This window comes from Priestia sp. KCTC 13724 (assembly GCF_056820425.1).
Genome location: NZ_JBXDLD010000018.1, coordinates 54827 through 71879 on the forward strand (window position 1 = coordinate 54827; position 17053 = coordinate 71879).

Sequence of the window (17053 nt, forward strand, 5' to 3'; positions counted from 1 at the left end):
TGAATGAGAAGAGTTGAAGTGAAGCCGTATAACGAGCAGTGGCTTTCGATGTTTGAAGAAGAAGCTAATAAATTGCTTGAAATTTTTGGTTCCGAAATCATTGAAATCCATCATATCGGCAGTACGTCTGTAAACGGCCTAATGGCAAAGCCTATCATCGACATAATGCCTATTGTTAGAGACATTAATCGGATCGATGAGTTTAACACAGCAATGGTCGCCATTGGTTATGAACCAAAGGGAGAAAACGGGATAACTAGACGTAGATACTTCCAAAAAGGAGGAGATAATCGAACTCACCATGTCCACATTTATGAGTTGGGCAATCCTGAAATTGAGCGTCATATTGCATTTCGGGATTACTTGCGGGTACATCCATATGATGCAAAAAAGTATGGGGACTTAAAAGATGCATTATCTCAACGTTTTCCCTACAACATTGAATCGTATATCAAAGGGAAGGAAAAGCTGGCATTGGAGATTGAACGAAAAGCATTAGAGTGGTATCGGAGTTCAAGAGGATAATTAGATTATTTCACTAACAAGAAGCTAAAAACGGTACTTGTAATTACTAGTAGTATAATAAAAAATCATTAATGGAGGAAGTCTATGAAATTTGTACTTATATTTGGTCCGCAAGCAGTTGGTAAAATGACAGTAGGGCAAGAGTTAGCTAAAGTAACTGGATTGAAACTATTTCATAACCATATGACCATTGAATTACTTGAGCCCTTATTCAGCTTTAGTTCGGAAATGTGGAGGTTGTCAACTTTATTTAGAAAAGAAATATTCAAGGCAGTGGCTAAGAGTGAACTGGAAGGTTTGATCTTTACATATGTGTGGGCTTTTGATCAACAAGAGGATTGGGACTTCGTAGACCAGACATGTGAAATCTTTGAATCCGAGGGTGCCACTATTTATTTTGTGGAATTAGAAGCCGATATGGACGAGAGGCTGGAACGAAATAAAAGTCCGCATCGACTTGAGCATAAACCTACCAAAAGAAACGTTGATTGGTCGGAGAATGAACTAAGGGAATCAATGGAAAAATACAGATTGAACTCCCATAAAGATGAAATTAAAAATGAGAACTACATAAAAATTAATAATACAAATTTGAGTGCTGCAGAAGTAGCTGAAATAGTGTCAAAAAGGTTTGAATTATAAAATCACGTGAATGATCTTCAATTATAAGGCGTGATTGCCGAAAAGCCCATCAATTTAAATGAATTTATTATTCTTTAACAGATCAATAACTGATACAGGCGTCTTTTAGGTATCGCCGAACCTTTCTTAATCAAACATGTCCTTTTCCATCCTTCCGGAGACCCTACACCTAGTCGAGAAGATATCGATGTGACTAAACGCTTACAAGAGTGTGGATTAATCATTGGTATTGAACTTTTAGACCATTTAATTATCGGGGATCGAAAATATATTAGCTTAAAAGAAAAAGGATATATGTAATGCTATGCTTTTTAATTTCCTTGAGTTATAATAGTAGTCATGATTTTAAATGACAAGTTCTTTACAATCATCGGTTATTAATAGACAAAGTATGAAAATATATCATACAATATTTGGCGTTGACATCTATAAAAGAAGTATAGAAAATAAAAAATGTTAATAATGAAATGGTGAAATCGACTGAGAGGGTTTAGCCTTTGCATTTCGGTAAGAGAAAGGAAGAGACACATGTTTGGAATCGGTACTAGAGACCTTGGAATAGATTTAGGTACTGCAAATACACTTGTTTATGTTAAAGGAAAAGGAATCGTTGTACGTGAACCGTCAGTTGTAGCATTACAAACAGATACAAAGCAAATCGTAGCGGTTGGTAATGATGCAAAAAATATGATTGGTCGTACACCTGGAAATGTTGTAGCACTTCGTCCTATGAAAGATGGAGTAATTGCAGATTATGAAACAACAGCAACAATGATGAAATATTACATCAAACAAGCGCAAAAGACAAAAAGTTTGTTTGCTGGCAAGCCTTATGTAATGGTATGCGTACCATCGGGAATTACGGCTGTTGAGAAGCGCGCAGTCATTGACGCAACTCGTCAAGCAGGCGCTCGTGATGCTTATACAATTGAAGAGCCATTCGCAGCAGCAATCGGTGCGAATTTACCTGTTTGGGAACCAACAGGAAGCATGGTTGTTGATATCGGTGGCGGTACCACAGAAGTAGCCATTATCTCACTAGGTGGTATTGTAACATGTCAGTCAATCCGTATTGCCGGAGACGAAATGGATGAAGCAATCATCCAATATATTCGCAAAAATTACAATCTTATGATTGGTGAACGTACGTCAGAAGCGTTAAAAGTGGAAATTGGTTCAGCAGGTATCCCTGAAGGAATCGACAACATGGAAATTCGTGGACGTGACTTATTAACTGGATTACCAAAAACAATTGAGATTTCAGCAGAAGAGATTGCTGATGCGCTGAAAGATACGGTTTCAGCAATTGTTGATTCAGTAAAAGGTACGCTTGAAAAAACACCACCAGAACTAGCGGCAGATATTATGGATCGCGGAATTGTATTAACAGGCGGTGGCGCTTTACTGCGTAATTTAGATCGTGTAATTAGTGAAGAAACAAATATGCCTGTTGTCATTGCAGAAGATCCGTTAGACTGCGTAGCAATTGGAACAGGAAAAGCATTAGATAATATTGATTTATTCAAAAATCGTACAAGCGATTCGTATCGCTAAACAGTAAGAGGTGTAAATCGTGCCACAGTTTTTTTTAAATAAGCGTCTAGTTATTTTGTTAGTTAGTATTATTGTATTAGTGGCATTGATTGGTTTTTCGTTAAATGGTCGTAAAGATGTAACGTGGCCTGAACAGTTTGTGAAAGACACGGTCGGTCTTGTTCAGGCTACATTTCACCAACCCGCACAGTATGTAGCGGGTTTCTTTGAAAATGTAGGTGACCTAAAGCGTACATATGAAGAAAATGAAGTGCTAAAAGCACGTCTTGATGAGCGTATGCAATTAGAAGCGAAAGTAAGTGAGCTAGAAACAGAAAATGATAAGCTGCGTGAACAAATGGATAAAGAAAGCGACCTCAAAGCTTACGATCCAATTGAAGCAACGGTTATCGCTCGAAACCCAGACCGTTGGCATGACGTTATTGCCATTGATAAAGGAAAAGTTCACAATGTTGAAGAAAACATGGCCGTGATTACGCCAGGTGGACTAATTGGGAAGGTGAAACATGCTTCTCAGTTTACTTCAACGGTTCAATTAATTAGCTCATCCGATCGCACCAACCGCGTATCGGCTAAGATTCAAGCGGAAAAACCTGTGTACGGTTTAATTGAAGGATACGACGAAGAAGAACAAGCTCTTTTATTAAGACGAATTCCATTTGATGCTGAAATTAAAGAAAAACAAAAAGTTGTTACCTCTGGCCTTGGAGGCGAAGATGGTGTATTTCCAAGCGGACTTGTTATTGGAGAAATTACGAAGATTGAGCCTGATGAGTACGGTTTAACACAAAAAGCATACATTAAGCCATCAACGGACTTATACGATCTTGATCATGTTATGGTCGCTAAAAGAAGTACAGTGATGTCTGAAGACAGCTTAGAAGCAGAGGAGGAAGAGTGATGAAACGCTTCCTCTTACCTTTCATAATTCTAGTTATTTTTATGTTAGAAAGCATTTTTGTGAACTTTGTTGCGATGCAGCCAGCTTTTCGAGACTGGCTTTTATCGCCGCGCTTTGTTTTAATTGCGCTCGTATTTATGACCATCTATATTAATCGCAAGCAGGCGATGATTTTTGGGATTGTTTTTGGATTTTTATATGATATTGCCTTTACGGACGTACTGGGTATTTATGCACTTGGCTTACCAGCCGTTTGCTATATCGTGTCACAGCTTATAAAGATTTGGCAAAACAATTTGTTAGTGGTGCTTTTAATTTGTTTGATCGCAGTTGCCATTATTGAGTTTTATGTATATGGCATTAATACAATTATCGGGGTATCGGATATGCTAATGGGGCGTTTCTTAGCCGAACGATTTTATGCAACTCTGATTTTAAATGCAATTTTTACGGTGATTTTTGCGCTACCTCTACAAAAGTGTTTTCAATATTTTTCACTGTTTTATGCAAAGGAACGATAATACTTCAAAAAAAGTCAATTTTCTAGTTCCAAATTCGTAGAAATGTTGTGATTCTGCGAGTGAAAAAAAGGAATTGGTAAGTCTCTGTCGAAATTATATATTCGTTGAGGTGAGCGTCTTGAATAAACAAAAGCAACAAAATATAACTATTAAAGGAACGAAAGATGGACTAACGCTCCATCTCAATGACGCATGTTCGTTCGAGGAGCTATTAGCTGAACTACAGACGAAGCTTTTGACGAATAAACATGGAGATGACGAGCAGCATGTCACCGTATATGTAAAAGTTGGAAATCGTTTTATGACTGAAGACCAGGAAAACGAGTTAAAGGCGCTCATCGAGAAGAATCGACACTTAGTAGTCAAAAAAATCGATAGTAACGTCATTTTAAAACAGGATGCATTACGGGTAAAAGAAGAAGAAGAATTAGTTTCTGTTGCAAAAGTTGTTCGCTCAGGACAAGTACTTCACGTCGAAGGAGACTTATTGTTAATCGGCGACGTCAATCCTGGAGGAACCATTGTAGCAGGGGGAAATCTTTTTATATTAGGTGCTTTAAAAGGAATTGCTCATGCAGGGTATCGTGGTAATAAAACAGCGGTTATTGCAGCTTCAATTATGCAACCGTCTCAGCTTCGAATTGCTGATGTTATCACACGACCTGAAGAAGAGGATAGTGAAAAAGAGCAAAGTGTCATGGAGTGTGCGTATTTAGATGACGCGAATCAAATAGTTATAGACCGCGTTCAAGGTTTAGCGAGTCTACGACCTAACTTGACAAGGTTAGAAAGGAGAATTTGACAGTGGGAGAGGCTATTGTTGTTACGTCTGGTAAAGGTGGAGTTGGAAAAACAACGACATCTGCCAACTTAGGTACTGCGCTAGCGTTAGCTGGAAAGCGCGTTTGTTTAGTAGACACTGATATCGGTCTGCGCAACTTAGATGTTGTGATGGGACTGGAAAATCGAATTATATATGATCTTGTAGACGTGGTAGAAGGGCGCTGCCAACCTCAAAAAGCCTTAATTAAAGACAAACGATTTGAATGTTTGTATCTGCTTCCTGCTGCTCAAACGAGCGATAAGACAGCTGTTCAGCCAGAGCAAATGCGCGAGCTGATTCTTGAATTAAAGCAAGAGTATGACTATGTCATTATTGATTGCCCAGCTGGTATTGAGCAGGGATATAAAAATGCAGTAGCTGGCGCAGATAAAGCGCTTGTTGTGACAACTCCGGAAGTGTCAGCTGTTCGTGATGCTGATCGCATTATTGGGTTGCTCGAGCAAGAAGATATTGAATCGCCAAAGCTTGTCATTAACCGAATTCGAAGCCATATGATGAAAAACGGAGATATGCTTGATGTGGATGAAATTGCTCAGCTGCTTGCAGTTGACCTCATCGGAATTGTAGCCGATGATGAAAATGTCATTAAAGCATCTAATAGCGGTGAGCCCATCGTTATGGACCCATCTAGTAAGGCTTCCATTGCTTATCGTAATATTGCGCGACGAATTCTTGGTGAAACCGTTCCTTTACAATCGCTTGATGATGAAAATAAAGGGATGTTCGCACGCATCAAACGATTCTTTGGTGTACGTGCATAAAAACAAAGCGTTTGTTTGAAAAGCTTCCACAATGGAAGCTTTTTTTGTTTCACTATTCATCATTTTTATCCTGTCATAACGATGCCGGACAAGTCATACATTAAATTATATAAGTTTAAGGACAAGGAGAATGATGAATCATGAATCGACGTGCTGATGAAATTCGAAAGCGAATTGCTGAGCGTAAAAAAAGGCAGCTTTCTACTGCTAAGAAAATCCCGCATGAACCGCTTCATACGTCATTGATGAGTGAAGAAGAAAAGTATGGACTTCCTGATTATTCACCTATTGAATATACACCTACTAAAAGTAGCGGTGAGCGCTATCCCTTTTTTCGAAAAGAGCGCTTCTTTTTTAAAGTCTTAGCGTCAGCTTGCTTAGTACTTATCGTCGCTATTTTATTTAAAAGTCCTTCCCCAACGTTTGAAAAAGCAAGGGTGTACATCTCTACAACGATGGATCAAGAATTTCAGTTTGCGGCTGTTTCATCTTGGTACGAAGATCAATTTGGCAAACCGCTCACGCTTTTACCACAAAAGGCTGAACCTAAAAGCGATGAACAAAGCGTCAGCGGAGATTATGTTATGTCTGCATCTGGAAAAGTAATGGAGACCTTTGAAGAAGATAAGCAGGGTGTAACAATTCAAACGGGAGCAGATTCTGTTGTCGAAGCGATGAGCGAAGGAATTGTTCGCTATGTTGGAAAACGAGATGGAATTGGAAACACAGTAATTATCCAACATGCTGATGGCTCTGAAACATGGTATGGGCAACTAAAGACGGTTGATGTAAACGTTTATGACTTTGTTAATAAAGGAAAACAACTTGGCGTAGTAGCGAGTTCAGATGACGGAGAAACAGGCCTCTTTTATTTTGCAATTAAAAAAGGTGAAAAGTTTGTGGACCCTAGTCAGGTGATTCAATTTGAATAGCTACTTATCACTGCTGATGAAAATTCATATTCACCCTCTGTTGTGGGGGGTTTTTATTATTGGGATTTTTACAGCGGCGATTAAGCCGCTGATGATTTTGTTTGTGATTATCCTTATTCATGAGTTGGGTCACGCGCTTGCTGCTCACCATTTTTCATGGCGAATCAAGCGAATTATGCTGCTGCCGTTTGGTGGAGTAGCGGAAGTGGATGAACATGGAAACCGTCCATTTCGTGAAGAGCTAATCGTTACGATTAGCGGACCTATTCAGCATATTTGGCTCGTTGGCGGTGCTTATTTATTTGCTGAGCTTGGTTGGATTCAAGCGGAAACGTATGAACAATTTCTCTATCAAAATGCGCTTATCTTCTTTTTTAATTTGTTACCTATTTGGCCTCTAGATGGAGGAAAGATTTTGTTTTTATGGTGCAGTAGATATGCGCCGTTTTTAACAGCACATGAACGAATGCTAAAACTATCAAGTGGATTTTTAATAGCGTTATGCCTCTATACGGCCATTTTTTATGCAATGCACCTTCATTTATGGATGGTGCTAGCCTTTTTGATTCTTTGTCATTATCAAGAATGGCGAAACCGTCATTTTGTCTACATGCGCTTTTTACTAGAACGATATCATGGGAAAGAAAATGCAATTTCTACTTTACAGCCAGTAACTGCTTCTGCAAATGAGCAGATTTATGATGTATTAAAAAAGTTTAAAAGAGGCTGTAAGCATATGGTTGTGTTTCAAGCAAACGGTGAAGCGTTGAGAATTGATGAAAACGAGCTGCTTCATGCTTATTTTGTGGAGAAAAGAGTGGACAGCTCGCTTGATGAACTTGTATCTATCTATTAAAATCAAGTAACATATAAAGAAGGTAAGGTTCGGCTGAACGCGTAGCCGGACTTTTTTTATTGAACATTAAAGAAGTGGAGATTTAAACGTGAGAAAATGTATTATTAATGCTGCAACAAAATCGAAGCGCATTGCCGTTATAAATGATGGAGAGCTAGAAGAGATTTATTTAGAAGAGCAGAATAAGCACCAAATTGTTGGTGATATTTATATAGGTCGAGTTGTGAGGGTTGTACCAGGTATGCAGGCCGCTTTTGTTGATATTGGTCTATCACAAAATGGATTTATTCATCAGCAAGAGCTCGTTTCATATCGAAATGATTCGGACACTCAAAGAGACAGTAAGCCAATGTCAGCTTTTATTAGAGAAGGAGAAGCCATTGTTGTTCAGGTGATTAAAGAAGGAATTGGAACAAAGGGACCGCGCTTAACCGGTGTGATTGAATTTGCAACGGAAGAACTTGTTTATTTACCAGACGGAAACTATGTGGCAACTTCGAAAAAGATGGAGGAGAAAGAGCGAGTTAAGTGGAAGCAGCTTGGTCAACAGCTGGTTGAAGAGAAAGAAGGCCTTGTCTTTCGGACAGCTGTTCAATCGCTGACAGAGGAACAGGTAATAAAGAGAGTCAAAGAGCTGCGAGTTCAGTATCAACATGAAATCGTAGCGAACAAGAATCAAAAGGCACCGAAGCTCTTAAAAAAAGGCCAAGAGTTTTTGAATGCATTTGTACAAAATGCGAGTAAAAAATTAATACAAGAATTCGTAGTGGATGATTTTACTGAATACCAACAGCTTCTTAAGGCGTATCCAACATTACCTTTTTACTATTATAAAGGCACTGAAAGCGTATTTGAGCACTATGAGATTGAAAGCCAATTGGAAAAACTTTTGAAACGCATTGTTTGGCTGAAGAGCGGTGGCTATATTGTCATTGATGAAACAGAAGCAATGACGGTAGTGGACGTAAATACAGGAAAGTTTAGCGGGAAAAGCTCATTGAGAGAAAACATTTTACGCGTTAATAAAGAAGCTGCTTTTGAGATGGCTAAGCAGCTAAAGCTTCGCCACATTGGCGGGATGGTATTGATTGATTTCATTAACATGAGCAGCCGACAAGATCGTGATGAAGTGCTAAAGTATGTTCAAGACATTGTAAAAGAGGATGAAGTTCGTACTACCGTAGTTGGGTTTACTGAACTCGGTATTTTGCAGCTAACGCGCAAAAAGGTACGTGATAGCATCGGTTCTACCTTAACGACGGCTTGTCAGGTTTGCAATGGAACAGGACGAGTAATGGATGCAGAAGCCATTGCGTTTCAAATTGAGCGTAAGCTATGGGAATATCGATTTTCAACAGAAGAAGCCATTTGGGTTGAAACGCGCGAAGATGTAGAAAAATACTTAAAGAACGATGGTTTCTTTCATGCGATAGAAGAAATGATTGGACTGAAGCTTTACTGTACGCCAACGCTTTCAGCTTCTCATATGTACCATGTTAAATACGTTGGGAAAGAATCTGTCATTCGGGACAGATTAAGAAAGTAATCTTTTTATGAATAAAGTTGCAAATGTAATTGACACTTACCTTCATACTGTAGTAAGATTTAATATGTTGGTTTGTAGCACCCGTGCTACAACCGCTCAGAACAGGTTTTAAGTCTAGTATAGGCACCTGTGATGGCGAGTCTTAGTTTTTAGAGGAGGTGCAGAGAATGTACGCAATTATCGAAACTGGTGGTAAACAAATTAAAGTAGAAGCTGGTCAAGCAATCTACATCGAAAAACTTGCTGGTGAACAAGGCGAAACAGTTACTTTTGATAAAGTATTATTTGTAGGTGGCGACAACGTTAAAGTTGGTGCTCCATTTGTTGAAGGTGCAACAGTTACGGCTAAAGTTGAAAAACAAGGTCGTGCTAAGAAAATCACTGTATTCAAATACAAAGCAAAGAAAAACTATCGTCGTAAGCAAGGTCACCGTCAACCTTACACAAAAGTTGTTATCGACGCTATCAACGCGTAAGATTAGCATCTGATGATTAAGGTGACAATTTCTCGTAACGCAAACAAGCAAATCGACGGGTTCACGATGAGTGGACATGCTGAATTTTCCGAGCATGGAAAAGATCTTGTTTGTGCGGGAGCATCGGCAGTTTCATTTGGCACTTTAAACGCTATTCATTCAATAACCGGCGTAACGCCAGTTATCAAGCAGGGTGGAGATGGTGGATATCTTCGCTGTGAGATTCCAGGAAATGTTGATTTATCAGCATTGGAGCAAATTCATCTTTTGCTAGAAGGAATGGTCGTGTCTTTGAAAACAATCGAATTAGACTACAGTAAATATATAAAAATTAACGACAATTAAACAGGAGGTGGATGTCATGTTAGTAAGATTAGACCTTCAATTCTTCGCTTCTAAAAAAGGAGTAGGTAGTACTAAAAACGGTCGTGATTCAATCTCGAAACGTCTTGGTGCTAAACGTGCTGATGGCCAATTCGTAACTGGTGGTTCAATTTTATACCGTCAACGCGGTACTAAAATTTACCCAGGTGCAAACGTAGGTCGTGGTGGAGATGATACTCTATACGCTCAAATCGACGGTATCGTTAAATTCGAACGTTTCGGTCGTGACCGTAAAAAAGTATCTGTATATCCAGTAGCTCAAGAAGCATAAGCTGTGAAAAGAAAACTCTAACCTCAATGGAGGTTAGAGTTTTCTTTTTGTAGAATAATTCACCTATTCTCCACTGGAATTTGTTATAATCGAACATATTAAATAACAATGATGCGAGATGTTTTTTATCGCCTAGAAGTTACTTATGCTCGAGTCAAAAGTTAGTTAGGAGTGCGAAAATGAAAAAAGAGTGGGATGTTGTCGAAGTATTAAAATATGCTAGGCATGATTGGCTAAATAAGATACAGCTAATCAAAGGCAATTTAGCACTGAATCGGGTAGAGCGAGCAAACGACATCATCAATACAATCGTGAACGAGTCACAGCACGAATCAAAATTAACAAGCATGAATATGCATTTGTTCACAGGTTTTGTTATGACTTACCACTGGTATAACCACGCGGTTCGGTTAGAACTTGAAGTGCTCGGAAACGCTCAGGATTTATCAAAGTATGATAATGAAGTATACAAATGGTGCCGTTATTTAACGGGTTTGCTAGAATCTCATATTGATTATCATGCTGATAATTATTTGAGTATTTCATTATGCACCGAAGAGCAGGAACCTCGTTTCTTTTTTGATTTTAGTGGAATACTAACGGATATGCAAAATTTACAAGAACAGCTCGGTAGTTATGAATATGGTCAAATGCTTACATGCGTTGAACAAGAAATTCTTCCAACTGAGTTTAATATTCAAATTAAGTTAAATACATGAGTAGATCTCTTTTGTACAAGCGTACAGAAGAATGAACTAGAACGGAGTGAAAGTACATGTTTGTAGATCAGGTCAAGGTATATGTGAAAGGTGGCGACGGAGGAAATGGTATGGTTGCCTTCCGTCGTGAAAAGTATGTGCCAAAAGGAGGTCCAGCTGGTGGTGACGGTGGTCACGGAGCAGACGTTATCTTTGAAGTAGAAGAAGGGTTACGTACGCTGATGGATTTTCGCTATAAGCGACACTTTAAAGCAGATCGTGGTGAGCACGGCATGTCAAAAGGCCAGCACGGGCGCAATGCAGAAGCAATGGTTGTTAAAGTTCCACCAGGAACAGTTGTGGTTGATGCAGAGACAAAAGAAACAATTGCAGATTTAGTAGAACACGGTCAGCGTGCGGTTATTGCAAAAGGTGGACGCGGAGGTCGAGGAAATACGCGTTTTGCAACGCCAGCTAACCCGGCTCCAGAGCTTTCTGAAAACGGAGAGCCAGGACAAGAGCGCGATGTTATCCTTGAGCTAAAAGTACTGGCGGATGTTGGATTAGTTGGATTCCCAAGCGTAGGAAAATCAACTTTACTATCGGTTACGTCTGCTGCGAAGCCAAAGATTGCCGAGTATCATTTTACAACGCTTGCACCAAATCTAGGAGTCGTTGAAACGGGAGACAACCGTAGTTTTGTTATGGCGGATTTACCAGGTTTAATTGAAGGTGCACACGAAGGCGTTGGTTTAGGACATCAGTTTTTACGCCACATTGAACGTACGCGAGTTATTGTTCATGTAGTAGACATGTCTGGATTAGAAGGTCGCGATCCTTACGAAGACTATCTAACAATCAATGAAGAGCTACGCCAATATAATTTACGCTTAACAGAGCGTCCACAAGTGGTAGTAGCAAATAAAATGGATATTCCAGAAGCGGCAGAAAACTTAGCTCGTTTTAAAGAAAAAATTGGAGATGAAGTAAAAGTATTCCCTATCTCTGCTGCAACGCGTGACGGAATACGCGAATTGTTGTTTACGGTAGCTGATCTTGTAGACACAACGCCTGAATTCCCAATGCATGAAGAGGAAGATTTATCGACTCACCGCGTACTTTACAAGCATGAGAAGAAGGAAGTTGAATTCCAAATTACACGCGATAGCGACGGTTCATTTGTATTAGATGGCGAAAAAGTCGAAAAGCTGTTCAAGATGACAGATTTCTCAAGAGACGAATCTGTTCGTCGCTTTGCTCGTCAGCTTCGTGGTATGGGCATAGACGAAGCGCTTCGTGAAAGAGGCGCAAAAGATGGAGATATTGTAAAGCTATTTGAATATGAGTTCGAATTTATCGACTAATCATTCATGTCACGGGGGAGGGGCTTGACTTGGATAAGGCGGATAAGCAGTTTTATTTAGTACGAGAAGATGTATTGCCAGAAGCAATGAAGAAAACGCTGGATGCAAAGCTGCTAATTGAACGTGGAAAATCAGCTTCCATAGCCGATGCAGTTCAAGAGGTTGACTTAAGCCGCAGTGCTTTTTATAAATATAGAGATACTGTGTTTCCATTTCAAACGGTTGTTACACAGCGAATTATTTCGCTCTTTTTTCACCTGGAAGATCGCTCAGGTACGCTATCTCATTTACTAAGTGTCGTAGCCTCTTCGGGTTGTAACGTGTTAACGATTCACCAAACCATTCCGCTGCAAGGTAGAGCAAACGTTACGCTCTCACTAGATATTGCAAGTATGAAGGTTGAGTTGAACGATTTGTTACGAGAGTTAAAAAGACTTGCATTTGTGGACAAGGTTGAAGTCCTTGGTTCAGGTGCTTAACTAGAAAGCAGACATAGACAGGAGAGAGAAGAATCGTGGGGAAAGTAGGATATTTAGGACCAAAAGCAACATTTACACATGTAGCAGTTCAAGAAGTATTTTCAGAATATGAGCAGATTCCCTTTAAGACTATTCCATCTTGTATTGATGCGGTGTATAACGAAGAAGTAGAGTATGGAATCGTTCCGCTTGAAAATGCACTAGAAGGTTCCGTTAATTTAACACTTGATTATTTAATTCATGAGCATCGTCTTCCAGTAGTAGGCGAGATCATTTTACCGATTCGTCAGCATTTGATGGTTCATCCTGATCATGCAGACAAATGGGAAGAGGTCCAGGCTGTTTATTCACATCCTCATGCCATTGCGCAGTGCCATAAGTTTTTATACGGCAGCTTAGCTCATGTTCCTGTAGAAGAAATGACATCAACAGCATTTGCTGCAAAATATGTTAGCGAGAACCCTGGAGAAGTTGTTGGTGCGATTGCCAACGGGCTAGCTGCTAAGGAGTATGGGCTTCATATCGCACGCCCAAATATTCATGATTATAATCACAACACGACTCGATTCGTTGTACTTCATAAGGATAGAACTCGCGCAGTGCCATTTGAGCAAGAGAATGGTTACAAGACGACGTTAATGATTACATTACCATCGGATCAAGCAGGAGCACTACATCAAGTACTGTCTGCGTTTGCATGGCGTAAGCTAAACCTATCTAAAATTGAATCAAGGCCAATGAAGACAGGATTAGGAAACTACTTCTTTATTGTCGATATTGAACAGAAAATGGACGAGGTGCTCATCCCAAGCGCGATTGCTGAACTTGAAGCACTTGGATGTAAGGTAGCTGTTTTAGGAAGCTATCCACATACGCTACTCGACCAAAAAATCCCGCTATAAAACATAGCGGGATTTTTTTATTCACTCTTTAATAGGTAGCCAGCTTGCTCAAGTGCATGACAGGCTGCATCAAGCTTCTGAACGGAGTCTGCTTCAAGCGTGTGAAGGTGGGTGCCTTCTGTTAATTGTGAAAGATAGGTTGCGTTGGTTTGATTAATCTTGTGTAAAAAAGCTTCTACATCTTTACGAGTTTGAACCATCATTGAAGCCGTAAGCTCTCCGTATACGGGGTGTTCAATGATTACGTCTTTTACACACACTCCGTGGTCTACGATGAGAAAAAGCTCTTTCTCTGTATCTTCAGGTGCGTGATGACAAGCAATAATTCGCTGCTGAGAGGATGCTTGGCCAGGAGACTGCATATAAATATAGCCTTGGCTTGTGGCTAAAATAGGTTCATTACGGGCTTTTAAGAGCGAGATATCCTGCACAATCACCTGTCTGCTTACCTTTGTTCTTTTTGATAGTTCACTGCCCGTCATCGGCTTCTGTTCATCTTTTAACCATTGTAAAATGAGTTCTCGTCGCTCTTCACCTAAAACTTTGCGTTGATTTTCTGACATGGTCTTACCGCTCCTTCATAATCTCTTTATGTAATAAATGAAGCACATTCATTAGTTCATCTAAATCTTTCGTAGTCGTATGCAAACTAAAGGAAATGCGAATGAAATTTTTGGCTTGCTCTGGACTTTTTCCAATAGCTAGTAGCGAACGAAGAGGGGCTTGTTTATGAACTGTACAAGCGCTGCCCGTTGCTACTGCGATATTGTGACGATTACATTGTAACATAACATACTGACCTTGTACGTTGCGGAACGTTAGTCCGATTATACCAGGAAAGTGAGCTGAGCTAGCTGCTTCCATCTCAACGAATCCCTGTAACTCCTTGATGCGTATAAGCAAGTATGACTTTAAGTGTTCGAAGTGATTGTAAGCTTGTTTTAACTGAGTATAAGCATGTTCAGCAGCCGTCGTAAACGCTGCAATTCCAGGGACGTTCACAGTTCCTCTATGGGTTTCTGTAAGGAAATGAGTTAGGGAAGCAGAAGCTTTAGAAGAACTTGGTTGAATGTAAACGAATCCGACGCCTTTTGGACCATATAGTTTATGGCTTGATACTGATAAGCTATCAATGTTTGCTTCTTTCACGTTAATCGGTAATTTTCCAAATGACTGCACACAGTCGCAGTGGAACCAAATGTCTCGTTTTTTTAACAGTTGTCCAATATCATAAACGGGCTGAATTGATCCTAGCTCGTGATTGACATGCTGAATGGCTACAAGAACTGTGTCGTCTTGAATGGCGTCTTGCAAAGCTTCTATCGACACAACGCCATCTTTTGTGACTGGTAGATAAGTAATAGTATACTCTACTTCTTGGAACGAAGAGAGAGCCTGTAAGACGGAGGAATGCTCTAACGAAGTCGTTATAATGTGTTTTCCTCTATGCTCTGTGTAATGGAGAAGCGAGCGGATAGCAAGTACGTTTGATTCCGTGCCTCCGCTTGTAAAGTAGATGGCTTGTTGCTCTCCATTAATAAGAGAAGCGAGCTGATGTCGACATAAAGAAAGCAAATCATCTGCTTGCGTACCAACCGTATGTAAGCTGTTTGTATTTCCGTAATACGATGTGGCCGCTGTGTGATATGCTTGGATTGATTCCTTACTCATGGGCGTGGTTGAAGCATAGTCAAGGTAAATCATAGCTTTCCCTCTTTCGTTCAAAATAAAAAATATCTTGTCTTTTATTTAATAATATGTAAATATAAGTGTCAAGACACATGTAAAGTTAATTGTCTTGTTTTTTGTTTTTATAAATTAACAGAAGTGTAAGAGGTGAAGCATGCATAAGACGGACGTGTTGATTATTGGAAGTGGATTGGCAGCTTTAGCTACGGCTTCTGCTTTGTATCCATATAAGAAAGTTACGATTGTAACAAAAGGAAGCATAGAACAAAACAATTCTGTATTAGCGCAAGGTGGAATTGCAGCAGCGGTGGGAAACCATGATAGTTGGCAAGAACATGCTTATGATACGTTAGCAGCTGGTAGCAGTCACTGCAGCGAAGAGGCCGTACATATATTAACTAAAGAAGGAATCAGCTGCGTATTCGACTTCATTGCTAACGGCATGGAGTTTGATCAATTCCAAAATGGCAGCCTGCATTTTGGTAGAGAAGGAGCTCATCGATTAAATCGAATTTTGCATGCAGGAGGAGACCAAACGGGTGCTTTATTATTTGCCTTTTTAAAGAAGCGCGTATTACCTCATGTTGAAATTATAGAGCATCAAATTGTTCATAAGCTAATTTGTGATGAACAAGGATGTATTGGAGCGATTGGAGAAGGACGAAAAGGGAAGATACAAGCGTATTTAGCAGAGCATGTTGTAGTGGCTACTGGTGGAATCGGCGGTTTGTATCAGTATACGTCCAATCATGCTTACGCCACTGGAGACGGCTTGATGCTTGCTTATGATGTGGGAGCAGAACTTGAAGATTTAGAATTTATTCAGTTTCACCCTACGCTCTTGCGAGAGGGGAATCATGCTGCTGGACTGGTATCAGAAGCGGTACGCGGTGAAGGAGGCGTGCTCGTAACTGAAGATGGAGAGCGCTTCATGAAAGGAATTCAGCCGTTTGAAGACCTATCGTCGCGAGATATTGTAGCAAGAGCAGTTTTTGGGCAAATACAAAAAGGAAAAGATGTCTTTTTAGATATTAGCGAAGTAGAAAAGTTTAACAAACGCTTTCCGACAATAAAAGCTCTTTGTCAAAAAGCAAATATTCACCTTTCCAAAAATCGAATACCTGTCATACCAGGTGCACATTTTTTAATGGGTGGAATCAAAGTTAACGAACACGGAGAAACGACCATTCCATCTCTTTATGCTGTAGGAGAAGCAGCCTGTACAGGCGTACATGGTGCAAACCGTCTAGCTAGTAACTCGTTGTTAGAGTGTATCGTATTCGGTAGACGAGTAGGGTGCCATATCCTATCAAAAGAAAGTCGGCGAGTCGTAGATTATAAAACAAACTATCAGATTTCAAGAGTTGAGGAGTCTTTAATTATGCATCAAGCGGATATTCAAGCCGTTATGATGCAGCACGTAGGAATCATTCGAAACGGAGCTGGTCTCCGCCAAGCAATCAGCTGGTTTGATGAGGAGCTAGACTCGTTGGATTTTAGCTTTACAAGGTCATATCCCGAACAACAAAGGCGGCGAATTTTGATGCTCAGACTTGGAAAACTCATAGCTTCTGCAGCGATACATCGATGTGAAAGCAGAGGCGCACATTACAGGTCTGACTTTCCTCAAACTAGTCATCAGTGGGAGAAACAAAAAGTTACTCGTGTTTTACGAGGCGTATTAGCGTAATTGGTAATGAATGATACA

20 protein-coding genes, 1 pseudogene and 1 other annotated feature are annotated in these 17053 nt (G+C 40.0%); of the genes and pseudogenes, 19 read left to right on the forward strand and 2 right to left on the reverse strand.

The window, feature by feature from the left end:
* The first annotated feature begins 3 nt into the window (after positions 1 to 3).
* The 18 genes and pseudogenes from AC1UFB_RS02635 (at position 4) to pheA (ending at position 13656) form a co-directional block, all read left to right on the forward strand.
* Positions 4 to 525: a GrpB family protein gene (locus tag AC1UFB_RS02635; RefSeq protein WP_284561162.1), complete on the forward strand. Its 522-nt coding sequence runs from the start codon at positions 4 to 6 to the stop codon at positions 523 to 525.
* Positions 526 to 609: 84 nt separating this feature from the next.
* Positions 610 to 1167 carry an AAA family ATPase gene (locus AC1UFB_RS02640; RefSeq protein WP_482588454.1) on the forward strand — a complete coding sequence of 186 codons (558 nt, stop codon included), beginning with the start codon at positions 610 to 612 and terminating at the stop codon, positions 1165 to 1167.
* A 147-nt stretch (positions 1168 to 1314) separates the two neighbouring features.
* Positions 1315 to 1467, forward strand: a pseudogene (locus AC1UFB_RS02645) (JAB domain-containing protein); the annotation flags it as partial.
* Between the two features lie 228 nt (positions 1468 to 1695).
* Positions 1696 to 2721 (forward strand): rod shape-determining protein, encoded by a 1026-nt coding sequence (locus tag AC1UFB_RS02650; RefSeq protein WP_025908534.1) that lies wholly within the window; start codon positions 1696 to 1698, stop codon positions 2719 to 2721.
* 19 nt (positions 2722 to 2740) lie between these two features.
* Positions 2741 to 3622, forward strand: coding sequence for a rod shape-determining protein MreC (gene mreC / locus AC1UFB_RS02655; protein ID WP_061785219.1), 882 nt, complete (start codon positions 2741 to 2743; stop codon positions 3620 to 3622).
* Positions 3622 to 4143 (forward strand): rod shape-determining protein MreD, encoded by a 522-nt coding sequence (gene mreD, locus AC1UFB_RS02660; protein WP_025908532.1) that lies wholly within the window; start codon positions 3622 to 3624, stop codon positions 4141 to 4143. The genes mreC and mreD overlap by 1 nt, the downstream gene beginning before the upstream one ends.
* 118 nt (positions 4144 to 4261) lie before the next feature.
* Positions 4262 to 4945: a septum site-determining protein MinC gene (gene minC / locus AC1UFB_RS02665; protein WP_025908531.1), complete on the forward strand. Its 684-nt coding sequence runs from the start codon at positions 4262 to 4264 to the stop codon at positions 4943 to 4945.
* Between the two features lie 2 nt (positions 4946 to 4947).
* Positions 4948 to 5748: a septum site-determining protein MinD gene (minD, locus tag AC1UFB_RS02670; protein ID WP_025908530.1), complete on the forward strand. Its 801-nt coding sequence runs from the start codon at positions 4948 to 4950 to the stop codon at positions 5746 to 5748.
* Positions 5749 to 5888: 140 nt separating this feature from the next.
* Positions 5889 to 6680, forward strand: a complete 792-nt coding sequence (locus AC1UFB_RS02675) for a M23 family metallopeptidase (protein WP_328100741.1) — start codon at positions 5889 to 5891, stop codon at positions 6678 to 6680.
* Positions 6673 to 7536 (forward strand): M50 family metallopeptidase, encoded by an 864-nt coding sequence (locus tag AC1UFB_RS02680; RefSeq protein WP_061785222.1) that lies wholly within the window; start codon positions 6673 to 6675, stop codon positions 7534 to 7536. Before AC1UFB_RS02675 ends, AC1UFB_RS02680 begins: the two co-directional genes overlap by 8 nt.
* A gap of 88 nt (positions 7537 to 7624) precedes the next feature.
* Entirely contained in the window at positions 7625 to 9082 is a 1458-nt protein-coding gene (locus AC1UFB_RS02685; RefSeq protein ID WP_328100742.1) for an Rne/Rng family ribonuclease, read from the forward strand.
* An 80-nt stretch (positions 9083 to 9162) separates the two neighbouring features.
* Positions 9163 to 9235 (forward strand) — a sequence feature (ribosomal protein L21 leader region).
* 14 nt (positions 9236 to 9249) lie between these two features.
* Positions 9250 to 9558 carry a 50S ribosomal protein L21 gene (rplU, locus tag AC1UFB_RS02690; RefSeq protein ID WP_025908526.1) on the forward strand — a complete coding sequence of 103 codons (309 nt, stop codon included), beginning with the start codon at positions 9250 to 9252 and terminating at the stop codon, positions 9556 to 9558.
* Between the two features lie 12 nt (positions 9559 to 9570).
* Entirely contained in the window at positions 9571 to 9903 is a 333-nt protein-coding gene (locus tag AC1UFB_RS02695) for a ribosomal-processing cysteine protease Prp (RefSeq protein ID WP_025908525.1), read from the forward strand.
* Between the two features lie 16 nt (positions 9904 to 9919).
* Entirely contained in the window at positions 9920 to 10213 is a 294-nt protein-coding gene (gene rpmA / locus AC1UFB_RS02700) for a 50S ribosomal protein L27 (protein ID WP_025908524.1), read from the forward strand.
* A 179-nt stretch (positions 10214 to 10392) separates the two neighbouring features.
* Positions 10393 to 10932, forward strand: a complete 540-nt coding sequence (locus tag AC1UFB_RS02705) for a Spo0B C-terminal domain-containing protein (RefSeq protein ID WP_100346773.1) — start codon at positions 10393 to 10395, stop codon at positions 10930 to 10932.
* Between the two features lie 56 nt (positions 10933 to 10988).
* Positions 10989 to 12275: a GTPase ObgE gene (gene obgE, locus AC1UFB_RS02710; RefSeq protein ID WP_025908522.1), complete on the forward strand. Its 1287-nt coding sequence runs from the start codon at positions 10989 to 10991 to the stop codon at positions 12273 to 12275.
* 29 nt (positions 12276 to 12304) lie between these two features.
* Positions 12305 to 12754 (forward strand): ACT domain-containing protein, encoded by a 450-nt coding sequence (locus tag AC1UFB_RS02715; protein WP_328100743.1) that lies wholly within the window; start codon positions 12305 to 12307, stop codon positions 12752 to 12754.
* A gap of 32 nt (positions 12755 to 12786) precedes the next feature.
* Entirely contained in the window at positions 12787 to 13656 is an 870-nt protein-coding gene (pheA, locus tag AC1UFB_RS02720) for a prephenate dehydratase (RefSeq protein WP_328100750.1), read from the forward strand.
* Positions 13657 to 13673: 17 nt separating this feature from the next.
* On the opposite strand, the gene AC1UFB_RS02725 is transcribed toward pheA, so the two are convergent.
* Both AC1UFB_RS02725 and AC1UFB_RS02730 read right to left on the reverse strand, forming a co-directional pair.
* Positions 13674 to 14219, reverse strand: a complete 546-nt coding sequence (locus AC1UFB_RS02725) for a transcription repressor NadR (RefSeq protein ID WP_061785225.1) — start codon at positions 14217 to 14219, stop codon at positions 13674 to 13676.
* Between the two features lie 4 nt (positions 14220 to 14223).
* Positions 14224 to 15360: an IscS subfamily cysteine desulfurase gene (locus tag AC1UFB_RS02730; protein WP_328100745.1), complete on the reverse strand. Its 1137-nt coding sequence runs from the start codon at positions 15358 to 15360 to the stop codon at positions 14224 to 14226.
* 139 nt (positions 15361 to 15499) lie between these two features.
* Here AC1UFB_RS02730 and nadB point away from each other — a divergent pair, with 139 nt between their 5' ends.
* Positions 15500 to 17035 (forward strand): L-aspartate oxidase, encoded by a 1536-nt coding sequence (gene nadB, locus AC1UFB_RS02735; protein ID WP_328100746.1) that lies wholly within the window; start codon positions 15500 to 15502, stop codon positions 17033 to 17035.
* Positions 17036 to 17053 lie beyond the last annotated feature (18 nt).